This window comes from Brevundimonas sp. CURTG3B2_SDJG, assembly GCF_057364705.1.
In genome coordinates this window covers 1-15,748 of the sequence record NZ_JBNFOJ010000035.1, presented here as the reverse complement: position 1 = coordinate 15,748, position 15,748 = coordinate 1, and the positions used below count along the sequence as shown (strand labels likewise).

Here is a 15,748-nt window from a genome sequence, read left to right as displayed (position 1 = left end):
CGGCCGCTCGGCCCGGGCGCTGGGCGCCGAGGCGGTGGTCATCGAACGCATGGATCGGGTCCTGGCGCGGGTGGCGTCGCGGACGCTGTCCGAGGCCTTTACGGCCCATCACCGCAAGCACGGCGTGGAGATCCTGACCTCGGCCGAGGTGACCGGGTTCGAGGCCGAGGGCGTGCGGCTGGCGGATGGCGGGCTGATCCAGGCCGACGCGGTGCTGGTCGGCGTCGGCGCCCTGGCCAATGAGAGCCTGGCCGCCGCGGCCGGCTTGGACTGCCGCAACGGGGTGGTCGTGGACGAGGCGGCGCGGACGTCGGACCCCGCCATCTATGCGATCGGCGACGTCACCTTCCGCCCGATCCCGGTGCACGAGGGGCGGATGCACCGGTTGGAGAGCGTGCCCAACGCCCTGGAGCAGGCCAAGCAGGCCGCCGCCGCCATCGTCGGCCGTGCGGCGCCCACGCCGGAGGTCCCGTGGTTCTGGTCCGATCAGTATGACCTGAAGCTTCAGATCGCCGGCCTGCCCGACGACGCCGACCGGCAGGTGCTGCGCGGCGATCCCGCGAGCGGCGCCTTCGCCGTCTTCCACCTGAAGGGAGACCGGATCGTCTGCGTCGAAGCGGTCAATGCGCCAGCCGAGTTCATGGCCGGACGGATGATGATCGGCAAGGCGACGCCGGTGGATTCCGAAAAGCTGGCGGATCCGGAAACTTCGATGAAGGCGGTCGCGGCGGGATAGGCCGCGTACGGAGGAATGCGCTCGTCGCGACACGCTGTCGCGATTTCTGAGAATGTGTCGCAAAAACGGTTGCGACCTCCGGCAAAGGTGCTAATGCGAGCCGCTCGCAGGCCCTCCTCCCCGGAACGCATTCCCATGACCCACCGCGCCGACGCGCTTCGCTCGCTCCTTTTCGCCTCCAGCGCCGCCGGCATGCTGATGGCCTCGCCGGCCCTGGCCGAAGACCCTGCCGGCCCGACCGGCCCTCAGGACGCGACCACCCTGGGGACCGTCACCGTGACCGGCCAGCACGTGAAGCGTGAGCCGCAGTCGCCCGAGTTCGTGGCGCCGCTGATCGACACGCCGCGTTCGGTCACCATCATTCCGCAGCAGATCATCGAACAGACCGCGGCGACCTCGCTTCAGGACATCTTGCGCACCTCGCCGGGCATCACCTTCGGCGCCGGCGAAGGCGGGCAGCCGCTGGCCGACCGGCCGTTCATCCGCGGGCAGTCCTCGGGCAACAACATCTTCGTCGACGGCATCCGCGACACCGGCGGCCAGCAGCGCGAGGTCTTCAACCTGGAGCAGGTCGAGGTCGTGAAGGGCCCGGACTCGGTCTACTCGGGCCGCGGTTCGGGCGGCGGCAGCATCAACCTGGGCTCCAAGGCGCCCCGTCTGCAGGACTTCACCCGGTTCGATCTGGGCGTCGGCGCCGACGGCTATCTGCGCGGCACGATCGACCAGAACTGGGTCCTGGGCGAGACGGCGGCGCTGCGCCTGAACCTGATGGGCGCCGAGGGCGACGTGCCGGGCCGCGACACGGTCGACTACGACAAGTGGGGCCTGGGCCTGTCGCTGGCCGCCGGCCTGGGCACGCCGACCACGGCGACCTTCAGCTACTACCACCTGACGTCCAACCAGCTGCCCGACTACGGCATCCCGCTGTTCACCAAGATCGGGACGCGCACCACCGACAGCGGCATCCTGGACGTGCCCTACGACAGCTTCTACGGGCTGAAGGACCGGGACTTCCTGACCAACACGGTCGACTCGTTCACGTTCGACTTCCAGCACGCGTTCAGCCCGAATCTGACGCTGCGCAACGTCACCCGCTACTCGCACACCCTGAACGACTACGTCGTGACCAACCCCGGCGACGGCGGCGCGGCGCAGTTGATCAACGGCGAGTACTGGATGAAGCGGGCGACCAAGTCGCGTTGGAACCCGGTCGACACCCTGGCCAACGTCACCGACCTGCGCGGCCGCTTCGTCGCCGCCGGCATGAAGCATGAGTTCGACCTGGGCCTGGAGCTGACGCGCGAGATCAACCGCAACGCCTCGTACTCGACCTTCACGACGGCCGGCTCGGCCTGCCCGACCGGCTTCGTGATGTCGGCGTCGAACCTGAACAACCTGGGCGCCGGCGACTGCACCCGCGTCTATGCGCCCAATACGGGCGACAGTTGGGCGGGCGTGATCAACCGCGGCCCGATCAGCCGCAACGTGACCGAGACCATCGGCGTGTACGCGCTGGACAGCATCAGCCTGACCTCGCGGCTGATCCTGAACCTGGGCGTGCGCTGGGACCAGTACACCGTCAACGGGTACAACGGCGTCGCGCAGACGATCGGCGGCGTGACCCAGGTCAACGGCGTCTGGAACCCCGGGACCTACACGACCCTGCCCGAGCGTGAGTGGGACTTCGTCAACTATCAGGTTGGCCTGGTCTTCAAGCCGACGGAGAGCTCGAGCGTCTACGCCTCGTACGCCACCTCCTCGACGCCGCCGACGCTGTCGGCCGGGGACCAGAACGCCTCGGGCGGCGCGGGCACGGGCAGCCTGGCGGATCGGCTGCTGGATCCGGAAGAGACCACCAGCTACGAGATCGGCGCCAAGGCGAACCTGTTCGGCGACCGCCTTGCCTTGTCGGGAGCGGCCTTCTTCCTGAAGCGTGAGAACGCGCAGGTCCTGTTGGACAGCTCGACCGCTCCGCCGACCTATGCGCAGGTCGGAGAGGTCGAGGTTAAGGGGATCGAGCTGGGCGTGTCCGGCAACATCACCCGCGAATGGCAGGTGTTCGGCGGCTACACCTGGATGGACTCCGAGCTGGTCCGCGGCGCGACCGGAAACGTCAACGTGGGCGACCCGCTGGCCAATACGCCGGAGCACGCGTTCAGCCTGTTCACCACCTATCGCGCGACGTCCAGGTTGAGCGTCGGCGGCGGGCTGTACTATGTGTCGGACAGCTTCGGCGGCAACCAGGGCGGCGCAGGCGGCGGGGCCAATCGGGTGTTCGCGCCCGAGTACACCCGAGTGGATCTGTTCGCCTCGTACGACATCAACGACACCGCCAGTCTGCAGCTGAACGTCCAGAACGCGGGCGACGAGGAATATATCCTGCGCACCAACGGCGTGCACCACGCCGATCCGGCGCCGGCCCGTCAGGCTATCCTGACGCTGAATCTGCGCTACTAGGTCTTAGGCCCGAGGCCGGGCGGCGCAGAACCCGGGGTTCAGGCTTTTCCCGATAGGCCTGACCCCGGGTTTTCGCGCGTGACGACGGAGGCGACGGATGCTGCTGCACATCCCCGGCGTGTTCACCAAGGACGAGGTCGCCACGCTGCGGGCGCGGCTGGACGACGGACCGTGGGCGGACGGCAATGTCACGTCCGGCCACCAGTCGGCCACGGCCAAGGTGAACCGCCAACTGCCCGAGGATGCGCCCGAGGCCCGCGAGGTCGGGGGCCTGGTGCTGCAGGCGCTGAACGCCAATCCCATGTTCGTGTCGGCGGCCCTGCCGCACACGATCTTCCCGCCGCTGTTCAATCGGTACGAGGGCGGCGAGCATTTCGGCGTGCACGTGGACAATGCGATCCGGCAGCGAGCCGGGACGCGGATCCGCAGCGACCTGTCCTGCACCCTGTTCCTGTCCGAGCCCGAGGACTACGACGGCGGCGAGCTGGTCATCGAGGAGATGTACGGGCCCCAGTCGGTCAAGTTGCCGGCGGGCGACCTGGTGCTGTATCCCTCCAAGAGCCTGCATCGCGTGACGCCGGTCACGCGCGGATCGCGGGTCGCCAGCTTCTTCTGGCTGCAGAGCCTGGTCCGCGACGACGCCGACCGCGAGACCCTGTTTCGGCTGGACGTGGCCATTCAGCGGGTCAACGCCGACAAGGGACCCAAGGACGCCGCGGTGCTGGAGCTGACGGCGGTGTACCACAACCTGCTCAGGCGCTGGGCCGAGGTGTGAGGGCGCGCGGCAGGTTCTCCGCTCGCCGACCCCTTTTCACGTCATTCCGGGGCGCTCGCCAGAGCGAACCCCGGAACCCAGGCGTTCAAACTTAATGCTAGCGGCGCGGCGTTTTCGGAGCGCCGAACCCCTGGGTTCCGGGTTCCAGCTTCGGCTGCGCCGAATCTGGCCTCGGAATGACGGGGAAAGAGAAAGTTCGAGCGCTGATTGGGACCTAGTACACGTCCCGTCGGTACCGGCCGGCTTCGGTCAGTTCGATCAGGCGCTCGGCTCCCAGCACGCCCTCCAGCGCGTCGTGGACGCCCTTGGACATGCCGTCCAGGCTGCCGCAGACCATGATCACGGCGCCCCTTTCGATCCAGTCCCGCACCGCGTCCGCGTGCTCGGCGACCAGGGCCTGGACGTAGCGGCCGTCGCCGGGGTCGCGCGAGAACACGCGGTCGAGCCGGGTCAGATGGCCGGACGCCAGGGCGGCCTGGAGCTCGGTGTCAAAGAAGGCGTCGTGGGCGGACGCGCGCTCGCCGAACATCAGCCAGCAGCCGCCGTGGGCCTGGCCTTCACGGGCCCGCATGTGGGCGGCGAGGCCGGCCAGGCCGGTGCCGTTGCCGATCAGGATCAGGGGCGTCGAGGTCTCGGGGCCATGGAAGCTGCGGTTGGTGCGGATGCGCATGTCGATTTCGTCGCCCAGGGACAGGTCCCCCGTCAGCCAGCCCGAGGCTAGGCCCGGCGAGCCGTCCGGATAGGCCATGCGCCGCACGATGAACTCGGCGCGGCCCTGGGCGGGCAGGGAGGCGACGGAATACTCGCGGCTGGCGGCGGGACGACCGCCCAAGGCCGGCAGGCCGACCTCGGCGATGTCGCCGCGACCCAGGCCGGGCGTGGCCGACCGGGGCGAAGGCCAGGGCCCAGGCCTCGCCGCCAGGGCTGCCGGGGTTCAGGTGGCGACGCTCGATCAGGCGCCAGCGGTCGAAGGCTGGCGGGGTCCAGTCGGCCTGGACCGTCGTGCCGGTGAGAAGGCCCAGCTGATGCTGCCAGTGGCGGATGGCGCCGGCGTCGCCATCGTCGACCTCGACCCGGTCGAAGATCGCCTCGGCGCCCGAGCGCTTCAGCCAACCGTCCAGGGCCCGGCCGAAGCCGCAGAACTCCTTGTAGGTGCGGTCGCCGAGCGCCAGCAGGCCGTAGTTCAAACCGGCGAGATGGGCGGGGGCGGCCATGACCTGGCGCACGAAGCGGGACACGCCGTCGGGGCGCGTCGCCCTCGCCCGTGGTGGAGGCGACGATCAGGACGCGGCCGGCGGCCTGAAGCTCGGCGGGGGACAGGTCGCCCAGCGGGACGACGCGGACTGGGGGTTCCGGCGTCCGACAGGCTTTTTCGCCGTCATCCAGGCCAGCTCCTCGGCGAGGCCGGTCTGGCTGGCGAAGGCGACCAGCAGGGCGTCGGCGGTTCCGGCCGAAGCCAGGGGCGGCGCCTTCGCGTCGGCGGCTCGGCGCGCGCGAACCCGGCCCCAGGCGACGGCGCCGATCGAGGCGAACCAGAGGGCGACGGCCAGGGCCGCCCAGAGCCAGCGGACGGGATCCTCGGTCACGCGCCTTCGTCCAACATGACCTGGAAGGCGGGAGTGACGATCTCGGTCAGGCCGTCGGGGCCGCGGACCACGAAGGCTGCGGCGATCTTCATCTCGACGGCGAAGGCGGGCCCTTCTTGCGGCCCCATGACGGTCAGGGCGGTGGCCATGGCGTCGGCGTACATCGCGGTCTCGGCCAGAACGGTGACGGAGGCCACCCCGTTGTCGACCGGGCGCCCGGTGCGGCCGTCAATCGTATGGCTGTAGACGCGGCCGTAGGCTTCGAAGGCCCGGATCCAGTCGCCGGAGGTGGCGACCGCCAGGTCGAACAGGGGCCGCGACGGTGCGCGGGGCGGGCGAGCCGGGCGCTGCTGCAACTCGACCCACCAGGGACGCATCGGGGCTTGACGCCCCGGCCGCGCAATTCGCCGCCGATCTCGACCAGATGGCTGGCGGCGCCGAGGTCGGCCAGCCGGTCGGAGACCCAGTCGACGGCGTGACCCTTGGCGATGCCGGACAGGTCCAGTTTCAGCCCGCCGGGCTGTTGCACCGCGCGGGCGTCGCGATTCAGGCGCAGCGCGCCCCAGCCGGACCGGCCGCGGGCCTCGGCGATCTCTTCCTCCCAGGGCAGGGTCGGGGCGACGCCGAAGTTGTCCAGCGGCCGGGGGCCGGGCGGGCCGAAGCCCCACAGGTCCACGAGGGCGCCCAGCGTCGGATCGACCGCCCCGTCGGTGTCGTCAGCCAGGTCCAGGGCCTGGTTGAGGATGATCCAGAACGGCTCGGAGACGGCCCAGAAGCCCGCTGGAGCGGCGTTGAAGCGGGCGAGCTCGGAGCGCGAGTCCCAATGACTGAACAGGGAACGACGCGGTCCAACTCCGTCTGGACCGCGTCCTGGAAGACGGCCCGCGGCGAGCCGGGGGGCGGAACCAGGCGGACCGACCAGGTCGTGCCCATGGTCTCGCCGGAAAAGTCCCAGATCAGGTCCGACGGCGGGCGTTCGGGCGTGCGGCCGTGGGCGGGAATCAGGACCCGGTTCCCCTCGTCGGGACGCGGAACGGCGTCGCCGCCCACGACGAACGTGGGCGGCGCGCCGCGGCTCGAACCGGTGCGGCCGTCGGTCAGGGCAGGACTTCCACGACGCCGTTGTACTGGGCGCTGGAAGCCAGCTGGTCGCCGGAGGCGGGCGTGCGGACCGAGGCGTTCAGCCAGTACATTCCCGCCTGCGGCCAGGTGACCGTGAAGGCGCCGTCGGCGCCGGTGGTGACGGTGATCTCTTCCGGATTGTCGCGGTAGCGCGTGCCGCCGCGGGCGACGGTGACTTCCAGGCCGGCGGCCGGCTGGCCGTCGCGGACCAGTTTGAAGGTCGCGGCTTCGCCGGCGACCAGGTCGTTCGGGTGGGTGACGGGGACCAGTTCGATGCCTTGGCCGGTCGGGGCCAGCGCCGTGGTCGAAGGCGCGCCCAGGGTCACGAAGGTCTCGATGCGGCTGGCGCTGCGGGTGGCGACCACCTCGGTGGCGTCGGCCGGAATGTTGGCCGCCATTTCGGCCTCGGTCCCGCGCCAGCGCTTCTGCTCGCCGCCCTGCTTGTAGCTGACGATGACGCCGCCCATGACGTTGGCGACCCGGTAGGTGCCGGCCTGGGTCAAGTGCAGATCGAAGGACGACCGGTAGCGGGCGCGGTTCATGTTCTCGGGCTGGACGGTCGAACCGTCCGGCGCGGTGATGACCAGGCCGCCCAGGTTCATGGCGGCGTGGTCGGGGATGAAGACTCCGTTGGACATGCCGGCGTCGAAGCCGACCCAGGCGTCGGTCCCGGACAGGACGGTGGAGGTCGGGGCCAGCCAGGCGCGGTGGGCCTGGGCCGACATCGGCAGGGCCAGGGCGGCGAGGGCCGCAATGAAAGCGATGGACTTCTTCATGGCGATCGATCCTTAGCGGGAGACGGTGACGCTGACGGCGCCGAGTTCGGTGGAGCCGGAGGCGCGGCCGCTGTTGGCGGCGCCCCAGCGGAAAGGCACGCGGACCACTTCGCGGCCGCCCAGTTCGCGGGCGGCCTCGACGGCGATCTGGTAGTTGCCGGCGGGCAGGTTGCGCAGGCGGGCGGCGGGGATGACGACGTTGTGGCGACCGGGCGCCTTGGTGGCGCTGGAGACGCCGTCGGCGGGCAGGGTCATGGACCGGCCCATGCCGCGCCACCAACTGCGCATGTCCTTCAGCCAGTCCTTGCCTTCGGCGACATTGGAGACCTCGTACCAGACGGCCAGGGTACGGACGGGCGTCCCCGCGGCCCCGGCGGTCGCGGGGGCCTGCTCGATCCAGACCGCGACATAGGGCCGATGGTAGGCGGCCACGCTCAGGCGGGGCACCTCGATCGAGACGGTCAAGTCGGCGGCCGCGGCGGGGACGGCAACCGCCCCGAAGGCGGCGGCGGAGACGGCGAGGGTCAAGGGACGCATGGCGGAACTCGTCAGTGAATGAAGATCAGGGCGATGACGACGGGGATCAGCAGGCCCAGGCCCAGCAGGGGCCAGGTCGAGGGCCGCTGTCTGGCGTGCATCCAGGTCAGGGCGAAGCCGGTGACGGCGAAGATCACGCAGGCAGCGGCGAAGACGTCGATGAACCAGAACCAGACCTTGCCGGCGTTGCGGCCCTTGTGCAGGTCGTTCAGGTAGGCGATCGGGCCGCGGGTGGTGCGTTCGCGCAGGGCCTCGCCGGTGGCGCGGTCGATGGTCAGCCAGCCGTCGCCGCCGGGTTCGGCCAGGGCGATGTAGACTTCCTCGGGCGTGGTCTCGGTGGGGCGCCCGGCGATGCCCACCTTGAACTGGTCCGACGCCCAGCGCGCGACGGCGTCGGGCACCGGGTCGGTCGTCTCCTGCGGGAAGGCGGACAGCCGTTCCAGGAGGGGGGCGGGCAGGACGGCCGTGCTTTCGGTCGTCTCGACCTGGCCGGGAATTTGGGCGGCGTGGTTCAGGGTGACGCCGGTGATCGCGAACAGCATCAGCCCGATCAGGCTGACGGCCGCTGAAATCCAGTGCCATTGGTGCAACTGCTTCAGCCAGAACGAGCGCGTGGCGTTCAGGGCCGTCTTCGGCTTGGCCGCAGGCGCAGGAGTGGCGGGAGCGTCGGTCACGCCCGGCTTGTGCCGAACTTGAGAACCGTTTGCAAGATCGGCGGGGTGCGACGTTTCACAGCGTGGCGAACGCCGGTTGACGTCTCCCGCCCCCGGGGTCGAACTGGGAGGACACAGGGAAGCGGGAGGCGGCCTTGGACGACTGGACGGACCGTTTCGGCGGCAAGCTGGTGCTGGTGCTGCTGGACAACAAGTTCACCCCGGCCCTCAAGGCGGGGAGGAGCCTGTGGGGTCTGCAGAGGGATCTGACCTATCGGACCGGCCACGGCGACGACCGGATCACCGTGCCGGCCGGCTTCGTGACCGACCTGGCTTCGATCCCGCGCTGGGGGTGGGTCCTGCTGCCCCCGGACGGCCCGTGGGTGAAGGCGGCGATCGTGCACGACTTCCTCTACGCCACCTCGGGCGCCGGCGCCTGGAAACGGCGGACCGACGGACGGACCCGTCCGGAGCCCTACACCCGCGCCGAGGCCGACAACATCTTCAAGGAGGCGCTGGAGAACCGCGGCGTCGATCGCCTGCGTCGGCTGATCATCTGGGCCGCCGTGCGGCTGGGCGGGGGCCGGGGATGGGGCCGGGACGATTCGCGCCAGAGCGTCTCCCGAGCTGGAGAGGCCTTCGTCACGGAACGCTGAGCCCGCCGCCGACGAGGGTCAGCGGGTAAGCCGCACGCCGACCGACAGGGTGCGCGGCGGGCCGTAGCCGGCGACGCCGGTTCCCGTCTCGGAGACCTCGATCTGTTCGTCGAACAGATTGTCGGCGGCGAGCCATAGCGTGGCCCCTGGAGTCAGGGCCCAGTCGGCGCGCATGGCGGCGACGGCGGCGGCGTCCAGAACGCGGCTGTTCAGGTCGTCCTCGAAGCGGCGGCTCTCCCACCGCAGGTCGGCGGCTAGGGTCAGGCGCTCGACGGGTCGCCAGTCCAGGCCGGCGGTGGCGCTCCAGATTGGCGCCTGAGCCGGGCGCAGGCCGGTCAGCTGGGACGCGGCCGTCCGCCATCCATGTGGGCGTCGGCGGCCGAGAGGGCGGCGCGCAGGGACAGGGCCTCGCCCAGGTCCATCCGGGCGTCGATCTCGATGCCGGTCGCCCGGATGGTCCCGGCGTTGCGGCGCTGGCGCAGGACGCCGCCGGCGGGGACGAAGCCGGCGCGGGGGAAGATGGCGGGGCCCTGGCCGATGGTGACGTTGACGATGGCGTCCTCGATCTCGTTCCAGAAGACCGTGGTGGACAGGGAGGCGCGGTCGGCGGTCCAGCTCCAGCCGGCCTCGACTCCCCGCAGCGTTTCCGGCTCGAGCGCGGCGTTGGCTTCGGTCAGGTCGTTGCCGACGCGGAACGGGCGGTGCAGCTCGTTCAAGGTGGCGGGCCGGAACCCGGAATAGGCGGCCAGGCGGACCGCCTGGGTTCCCCCGGCAAGGGCGCCGAGGTCGCGGCGGACGGCGAGGCGGGCGCTGACGACGTCGCCGGACCGGTCGGAATCGGTCTCGTTCAGCGTCGGCTCTCCCGTGGCCAGGTCCCGTTCCAGGCGACGGCCGTCCTGGTTGCTCCAGGCGTCCCAGCGCAGGCCGCCGGCGACCAGCCAGGCGTCGTGCGTCCACGATCCTTCGGCGTAGAGGCCGGCGACGGAGGTCTCGCCGCCGGCGACGCGGTCGCGGGTGAAGGCGCCGCTCATGTAGCGAAAGCGCTCGCGGGTCTCGCCGTCGTTGAAGCGGGCGTCGGCGCCCAGTTCCCATTCGACGCGGGCCACGCCGGAGACGACGACGCGGCGCAGGGCGGCGTTCAGACCCCAGCCGGTGGCTGGGGTCTCGTACTGGTCGTTGGCGGGCGCGGTCGTGGCCCGGTCGGGGGCGACGGAGACGGAAGTGTTGGCCAGATCGCTCTGGCGCCGCCAGGCCTGGAGACGCCAGGCCGGGAGCGGCCGGCCGTGGGCTGGGCGGCGGCGGTGACGGACTGGCTGTTCCCGCTGGCCGTGGCGCGGGGCGCCGGCAAGGCCCGAGCCTCGCGCTCCTCGAAGGCGGAGGCGCGCACTGAGACGACCGCGGGCCGGCGGGCAGACTCGGCGCGGACCGAGGCGCTACGCACTTCCAGATCCAGCGGCGTGATCGGCCGCGCCCGCCGCCCGGCCGCGCACCGGGACGTAGCCGTCGCTGGTCTCGTAGAGGCCCGAGGCGACCAGACGGACCGAACCCAGGAACGCCGCGCCCGACGCGGCCAGTCGCGCGCCGCCGCGCTCGGCTATCGACGCATTCAGGACCGCGCCCTCATCGCGCTCGCGCAGCTGGATGACGCCGGTCAGCGCCCCCGCGCCATAGGCTCCCGCGCCGGCGCCGCGGACGATGTCCAGGCCGGACAAGCTCTCGGTCGGGACCTGGGACCAGATCACCCAGCCGCCGAAAGGGTCGTTCAGGGGCGCGCCGTCCAGGGTGACCAGGGTGCGGCCGGCGCCGGAGGGGGCGATGGCGCGCAGCGAGATCCCCTGGGTGGTGGGATTAGCCGAGAGGCTGGAGGTGCGCCGGAACAGGGAAACGGCGGGGACCTGGGCCAGGGCCTCGTCCAGCCGTTGCTCGGGCGCCAGGTCGGCGGCGTCCAGACGCAGGACGGCGAAGGCTGCGTCGCCGCCGGCGGGAGGCAGGCGAGGCGCGGTGACGACGACGTCGGGAAGGGGAGCGGCGGGCGGGGGCGCGTCCTGGATCATGCGGTCGGAACACTACACGGGCCGAGGCAGTTGCGGAGGCCCGGATCGTCAGGCGGCCTCGGCCCGCGCCTCCTGGTTCAGGACGCGGCGGATGGCGTTCAGCAGGGCGTCGGGCTGGATCGGCTTCTGGGCCACGCCGTCCATGCCGGCGGCCAGGTATTCGGCCTCGTCGCGCGGATCGGCGTTGGCGGTCAGGGCCAAGATCGGGACGCGGGCCGGGAGACCGGGAAGGGCGCGGATGGCGCGGGTGGCCTCGACCCCGTCCATCACGGGCATCTTGACGTCCATCAGCACCAGGTCGAACGGCGCGGCGGCGACGCGGTCGACGGCCTCGCGGCCGTTGTCGGCCGTCTCGTGGGTGCAGCCGAACAAGTCCAGGACCTTGCCGGCGACGAAGCGGTTGGTGGCGTTGTCGTCGACGACGAGCACGTGGAGCGTCTCGTGCGGGGTCGGGGCTTCCGGGACGACGCCCAGGTCCGTCACGCCCGGCGCGGCAGTCGGCAGACGCAAGAAGAAGAGGAAGCGCGCGCCGCCGTGCGGCGAACGCTCGACGGCGATCCGACCGTCCATGCGCTCGACGATCTGACGGCAGATGGCCAGGCCCAGCCCCGCGCCGGCCCCTTCCCGTCCGGCCCGTCCGGTGTTGAAGGGATCGAAGATGGACCGGGCGGCCTCTTCAGTGACGCCCGGGCCGCTGTCGTCCACGGTGACGGTCAGGATGGCGTCCTCGCCCTCGATACGGCCCTCCAGACGGACGGCCACCCGGCCCGATGGGGTGAATTTGATGGCGTTGCCGATCAGATTGTTCAGCAGCTGCTTCAGCCGCATCTCGTCGGCGAGCAGGCGGTCGGCGCCCGGCGCGTCGCAGATCACGGTCAGGGCCAGGGCCTTCTCCTGGGCGCGCGGGGCCCACAGCGCCAGCAGGTCCGCCGCCAGGGCGTCGAGCCGGACCGGACCGGTCTCGAAGGTCATCAGCCCCGCCTCGGCCCGCGACATGTCCAGGGCGTCGGTCAGAAGGCGCAGCAGGCTGGAGCCCGAGTCCAGGATGGTGCGGACATAAGGGCGCATCGCCTCCTGGGTCAGCTCGCGCTCCATCAGAGCGGCGACGCCCAAGACGCCGTTCAGGGGCGTGCGGATCTCGTGGCTCATCACCGCCAGGAACTCGGACTTGGCGCGGCTGGAGGTGCGGGCCTCCTGCTCCGCGCGGGCCAGGTCGCGGGCGAGGGTGCTCATCGCCTGGGCGCGGCGGCGATGGATGGCGCTGCCGGCCTGGAGCAGGTGCACGCCGGCGCCGACCCCGGCGTAGCGTCCCTGCCGCGTGACCACGAAGCCGTTGAGCAGGCCGCCCAGGCTGGCGGCGTCGATGCTCTCGAACAGGGTCTCCGCGTCGGCGTCGGCGTCGAGCAGGCGCGGGGCGGGATCCATGAAGCTGGAGGCTGGGCGCCGGGCGTAGAGGGCGCGGCCGAACTCGGCGGCCATGCGCAGGGTGAAGGCGTTGCGCTCGACCAGGCCGATCGGGCGGCGGTCGGCGTCGATCACGGCGATCGCCAGGGTGTCCGGCTCGCGCTCGAACCTGTCGAAGACGTGGGCGCCCGGCGTGTCGGGCGTGATCGGCTCGGCGTCGCTGGCGAAATCCCCGATCCTGGCCATACGCGCGGTACTCCCTCTGGCGGGGAGGACCTAGGCAGGCGGCGCTTAACAGCAGCTTTGCCGTATGTGAAATATTCGCGAGATTATCTTGAAAATCAGTCCGTAAGCGGACGTCAAAGACGCTTCAAGAGGTCGGCCGCGAAGACGGACAGGGTGTCGTCGCGGGCCCCCATGACGACGATCCGGTCGCCGGGGCGGACCAGTTCGACCAACCGATCGCCGCAGGCGTCGCGGGTGGCCAGGGCCTCGGCGTTGCGGCCGGCCGCGCGGACGCCCGAGGCGATGTCCTCGCTGCCCACGCTCCGGTCGGTGGTGCCGCCGTAGTAGACGGGCTCGGGCATCAGCAGGACGTCGTCCTCGCGCATCAGGCCGGCGAACCCGTCGATGAACTCGTGCCGCATCAGTTTCAGAGGACCGAACCCGTGCGGCTGGAACAGGATCAACAGTCGACCCTCGAAGGTGTGCAGGGTCTTCAGCGTGGCGGCGATCTTGTCGGGGTTGTGGGCGAAGTCGTCGATGACGGTGACGCCGTTCGCCGTCCCCACCACCTCCATCCGGCGGCGGATGCCCGAGAAGGTCTCCAGTGCCACGACGGCCTGGTCCAGGGGAACGCCCAAGGCGCGGACGGCGCCGAGCGCGGCCAGGGCGTTGGCGACGTTGTGGGCGCCGGGGACATTCAGGGTCACGGTATGGCGGCCGCCGCCTTCCTCAGTCAGGGTGAACCGCATCCCGGCCGGCGCGGCTCCAGATCGTGGGCGTTCAGGGTCGCGGACTCCTCGCCGAGGGCGAAGGTGACGATCTTATCGGCGGGCAAGCTTTGGGCCAGCGCGGCGGTCTCGGGATTGTCCAGGTTGAGCACCGCGGTCCGGGCGCGGCCGGTGAAGCCGCCGAACAGGTCGCGCAACTCCTCCATCGACTTGTGGTCCAGCGAGATGTTGGAGACCACCGCCACGGTCGGATCGTAGCGGGCGATGGAGCCGTCGCTTTCGTCGACCTCGGAGACGAACAGGTCCGCGCCGCCGATCAGGGCGCTGGCGAAGGGATGGTCGGCGTCGGCGAAATTCTTCATCACAGCGCCGTTCATGACCGTAGGCGCGCGGCCGGTCTGGTGCAGGATCCAGGCGATCATGCCGGTGATGGTCGACTTGCCGCTGGTGCCCGCTACGCCGATCGAGGTCGGGGCGGCGTTGAACAGCTGGGAGAGGAGTTCGGGGCGGGTGATGATGCGGGCGCTGACGCGCTTGGCCGCGCCGATATCGGGCACGGTGTCCTCGATGGCGCCGGTGGCGACGACGGTCTGGTCGGCGCGGGTCACGCCCGAGCCGTCCTGGGGGTGCAGGGTCACGCCGTGGGCTTCCAGCCAGGCGAATTTCTCGGGCGTGCGGCCCTGATCGCGCGAGCGATCCGAACCCTCGATGCGGCCGCCACGCGCCTGGACGATCATCGCCAGCGGCAACATGCCCGAGCCGCCGATCCCGCAGAAGAAGTAGTCGTCCTGACGCATGTGCTTGATCTTGGGGGGCGAAACCGGGGAATGTCCGGCGGCCTGACTAGCACGGTCCAGGCGGGAGGCCAGCGGCGCATATGAAGATCGGCATCGTCAACGCCAGTTCGCGCCTGGATCGCGCGCGCGCCGACGCCGTGCATGCGTGGATGGACGCCCACTATCCCGACGGATCGGTGTCGGTGGTGTTCCACCCGGCCAGCTTCCAGAAGCACGGCCATTTCGGCGGCGACGACGCGACCCGGGCCGCGGCCTTCGTGGAGTTCGCCAACGACCCCCGACTGGACGCCATCTGGTTCGCGCGCGGCGGCTACGGTTCGTGCCGGATCGCCGAGGCGGTGCTGCCTCGGCTGAAAGAGGTTGCGCGCGCCAAACGCTATCTGGGCTATTCGGACGCCGGCAGCCTGCTGGCCATGCTCTACAAGGCCGGCTTCCCGCATGTGGCCCATGGGCCGATGGCGTCCGACGCCGTGCGGCGCGAGGAGACGGGGACGCGTGCCCTGGCCTGGCTGACCAAGGGAGCCAAGTCGTCGTGGGAGCCGTCGCTGCATGAAGACCCGCGCCCGGCGGCCGCCTTCAACCTGTCGATCCTGGACGCCTTGGTCGGGACCTATCTGGAGCCGGACCTGACTGGACACGTGCTGATGCTGGAGGACGTGTCGGAGCCGCTCTACCGGATCGATCGGATGATGTTCCACGTGACCGCCCAGCCGTCGATCCGGCGGGTCGCCGGCATCCGCATGGGGCGGGTGTCGCAGATCGTGGAGAATGACCCTGACTTCGGCCTGACCGCCGAGGAGATCGCGCGCTACTGGTGCCAGCGGTCCGGGATTCCCTATCTCGGGGCCGCCGACATCGGTCACGACGGCGCCAACAAGGTCGTGCCGTTCGGGCCACGGTGAAAGCGGTTCCGCTCGCGCGAGCGGGGAAAACCGATAGACAATCGTGGCGAAATCTGGGCACACGCGATTCAGCAGCTGGCGCGATGATCGCCGCCGGCTGGCGGGGCCAGAACACTGGATGCTCGCGGACGGTCGGCCGGGGTTCGGGGGGACGCCGGCCGGCCGTTCGTTTCTTTGCATGGCCGCGACCCCGTAGCGCTGGCGCCACGCCCCTGGCCGCGCCATCTTCGGCGGAATGAACCGCCGCAATCTTCTGGTCCGGGCCGCAGGGGCTGCTGGCTGTCGCCGGCGGTGCTTGGTGGGGCGCGCGAGACCCTGTTGTGGCCGTCGCCCGGCCTGG

Annotated in this window: 16 protein-coding genes and 2 pseudogenes; 5 read left to right on the top strand and 13 right to left on the bottom strand. The window is 70.9% G+C overall.

The annotated features are described in order from the left end of the window. From AC2W7C_RS03900 to AC2W7C_RS03890, 3 genes are all read left to right on the top strand, one after another. Positions 1–736 (top strand): NAD(P)/FAD-dependent oxidoreductase (locus tag AC2W7C_RS03900; protein WP_486000264.1); only part of this gene is annotated, 736 nt, incomplete at its 5' end. 135 nt (positions 737–871) lie between these two features. Further along, positions 872–3,193, top strand: a complete 2,322-nt coding sequence (locus tag AC2W7C_RS03895; RefSeq protein WP_486000263.1) for a TonB-dependent receptor — start codon at positions 872–874, stop codon at positions 3,191–3,193. Positions 3,194–3,290: 97 nt separating this feature from the next. After that, a complete protein-coding gene (locus tag AC2W7C_RS03890; RefSeq protein ID WP_486000262.1) occupies positions 3,291–3,968 on the top strand; it encodes a Fe2+-dependent dioxygenase in 678 nt (225 codons plus the stop codon). A gap of 214 nt (positions 3,969–4,182) precedes the next feature. Here AC2W7C_RS03890 and AC2W7C_RS03885 read toward each other — a convergent pair whose 3' ends face one another. The 7 genes and pseudogenes from AC2W7C_RS03885 to AC2W7C_RS03855 form a co-directional block, all read right to left on the bottom strand. Beyond that, positions 4,183–4,800 carry a hypothetical protein gene (locus AC2W7C_RS03885; protein ID WP_486000261.1) on the bottom strand — a complete coding sequence of 206 codons (618 nt, stop codon included), beginning with the start codon at positions 4,798–4,800 and terminating at the stop codon, positions 4,183–4,185. Between the two features lie 274 nt (positions 4,801–5,074). Continuing rightward, positions 5,075–5,182 (bottom strand): annotated as a pseudogene (locus AC2W7C_RS03880) (flavodoxin domain-containing protein); the annotation flags it as partial. 66 nt (positions 5,183–5,248) lie between these two features. After that, entirely contained in the window at positions 5,249–5,554 is a 306-nt protein-coding gene (locus AC2W7C_RS03875; protein ID WP_486000260.1) for a hypothetical protein, read from the bottom strand. Further along, positions 5,551–6,389, bottom strand: a pseudogene (locus tag AC2W7C_RS03870) (FAD:protein FMN transferase). Before AC2W7C_RS03870 ends, AC2W7C_RS03875 begins: the two are co-directional and overlap by 4 nt. A gap of 262 nt (positions 6,390–6,651) precedes the next feature. Next, positions 6,652–7,452, bottom strand: coding sequence for a DUF4198 domain-containing protein (locus AC2W7C_RS03865; protein ID WP_486000259.1), 801 nt, complete (start codon positions 7,450–7,452; stop codon positions 6,652–6,654). A 12-nt stretch (positions 7,453–7,464) separates the two neighbouring features. Beyond that, positions 7,465–7,989 carry a DUF2271 domain-containing protein gene (locus tag AC2W7C_RS03860; protein WP_486000258.1) on the bottom strand — a complete coding sequence of 175 codons (525 nt, stop codon included), beginning with the start codon at positions 7,987–7,989 and terminating at the stop codon, positions 7,465–7,467. A gap of 11 nt (positions 7,990–8,000) precedes the next feature. Then, complete coding sequence (locus AC2W7C_RS03855) at positions 8,001–8,663, bottom strand: PepSY-associated TM helix domain-containing protein (protein ID WP_486000257.1); 663 nt, start codon at positions 8,661–8,663, stop codon at positions 8,001–8,003. Positions 8,664–8,797: 134 nt separating this feature from the next. Here AC2W7C_RS03855 and AC2W7C_RS03850 point away from each other — a divergent pair, with 134 nt between their 5' ends. Continuing rightward, positions 8,798–9,298: a DUF1353 domain-containing protein gene (locus tag AC2W7C_RS03850; protein WP_486000256.1), complete on the top strand. Its 501-nt coding sequence runs from the start codon at positions 8,798–8,800 to the stop codon at positions 9,296–9,298. An 18-nt stretch (positions 9,299–9,316) separates the two neighbouring features. Here the strand turns inward: AC2W7C_RS03850 and AC2W7C_RS03845 are convergent, their stop codons facing one another. The 6 genes from AC2W7C_RS03845 to AC2W7C_RS03820 form a co-directional block, all read right to left on the bottom strand. Next, positions 9,317–9,472 (bottom strand): hypothetical protein, encoded by a 156-nt coding sequence (locus tag AC2W7C_RS03845; protein ID WP_486000255.1) that lies wholly within the window; start codon positions 9,470–9,472, stop codon positions 9,317–9,319. A 161-nt stretch (positions 9,473–9,633) separates the two neighbouring features. Beyond that, entirely contained in the window at positions 9,634–10,530 is an 897-nt protein-coding gene (locus AC2W7C_RS03840) for a TonB-dependent receptor plug domain-containing protein (RefSeq protein ID WP_486000265.1), read from the bottom strand. A gap of 201 nt (positions 10,531–10,731) precedes the next feature. Continuing rightward, on the bottom strand, positions 10,732–11,352 hold the full coding sequence (locus AC2W7C_RS03835; RefSeq protein WP_486000254.1) for a TonB-dependent receptor: 621 nt from the start codon (positions 11,350–11,352) through the stop codon (positions 10,732–10,734). Between the two features lie 48 nt (positions 11,353–11,400). After that, positions 11,401–13,002, bottom strand: coding sequence for an ATP-binding protein (locus AC2W7C_RS03830; protein WP_486000253.1), 1,602 nt, complete (start codon positions 13,000–13,002; stop codon positions 11,401–11,403). A 113-nt stretch (positions 13,003–13,115) separates the two neighbouring features. After that, a complete protein-coding gene (locus AC2W7C_RS03825) occupies positions 13,116–13,688 on the bottom strand; it encodes a glutamate ligase domain-containing protein (RefSeq protein ID WP_486000252.1) in 573 nt (190 codons plus the stop codon). 26 nt (positions 13,689–13,714) lie between these two features. Beyond that, the gene (locus tag AC2W7C_RS03820) at positions 13,715–14,506 is read right to left on the bottom strand and encodes a Mur ligase family protein (protein ID WP_486000251.1); all 792 of its coding nucleotides are present in this window, start codon (positions 14,504–14,506) and stop codon (positions 13,715–13,717) included. Positions 14,507–14,586: 80 nt separating this feature from the next. Between AC2W7C_RS03820 and AC2W7C_RS03815 the strand changes: the two genes are divergently transcribed. Beyond that, on the top strand, positions 14,587–15,408 hold the full coding sequence (locus tag AC2W7C_RS03815; RefSeq protein ID WP_486000250.1) for an LD-carboxypeptidase: 822 nt from the start codon (positions 14,587–14,589) through the stop codon (positions 15,406–15,408). Positions 15,409–15,748 lie beyond the last annotated feature (340 nt).

Bases quoted from the DNA above. Each gene is read 5' to 3' on its own strand.
- AC2W7C_RS03895 (WP_486000263.1), top strand. From the start codon at position 872: ATGACCCACCGCGCCGACGCGCTTCGCTCGCTCCTTTTCGCCTCCAGC.
- AC2W7C_RS03890 (WP_486000262.1), top strand. From the start codon at position 3,291: ATGCTGCTGCACATCCCCGGCGTGTTCACCAAGGACGAGGTCGCCACG.
- AC2W7C_RS03865 (WP_486000259.1), bottom strand. From the start codon at position 7,452: ATGAAGAAGTCCATCGCTTTCATTGCGGCCCTCGCCGCCCTGGCCCTG.
- AC2W7C_RS03860 (WP_486000258.1), bottom strand. From the start codon at position 7,989: ATGCGTCCCTTGACCCTCGCCGTCTCCGCCGCCGCCTTCGGGGCGGTT.
- AC2W7C_RS03845 (WP_486000255.1), bottom strand. From the start codon at position 9,472: ATGCGCGCCGACTGGGCCCTGACTCCAGGGGCCACGCTATGGCTCGCC.
- AC2W7C_RS03835 (WP_486000254.1), bottom strand. From the start codon at position 11,352: ATGATCCAGGACGCGCCCCCGCCCGCCGCTCCCCTTCCCGACGTCGTC.
- AC2W7C_RS03830 (WP_486000253.1), bottom strand. From the start codon at position 13,002: ATGGCCAGGATCGGGGATTTCGCCAGCGACGCCGAGCCGATCACGCCC.
- AC2W7C_RS03820 (WP_486000251.1), bottom strand. From the start codon at position 14,506: ATGCGTCAGGACGACTACTTCTTCTGCGGGATCGGCGGCTCGGGCATG.
- AC2W7C_RS03815 (WP_486000250.1), top strand. From the start codon at position 14,587: ATGAAGATCGGCATCGTCAACGCCAGTTCGCGCCTGGATCGCGCGCGC.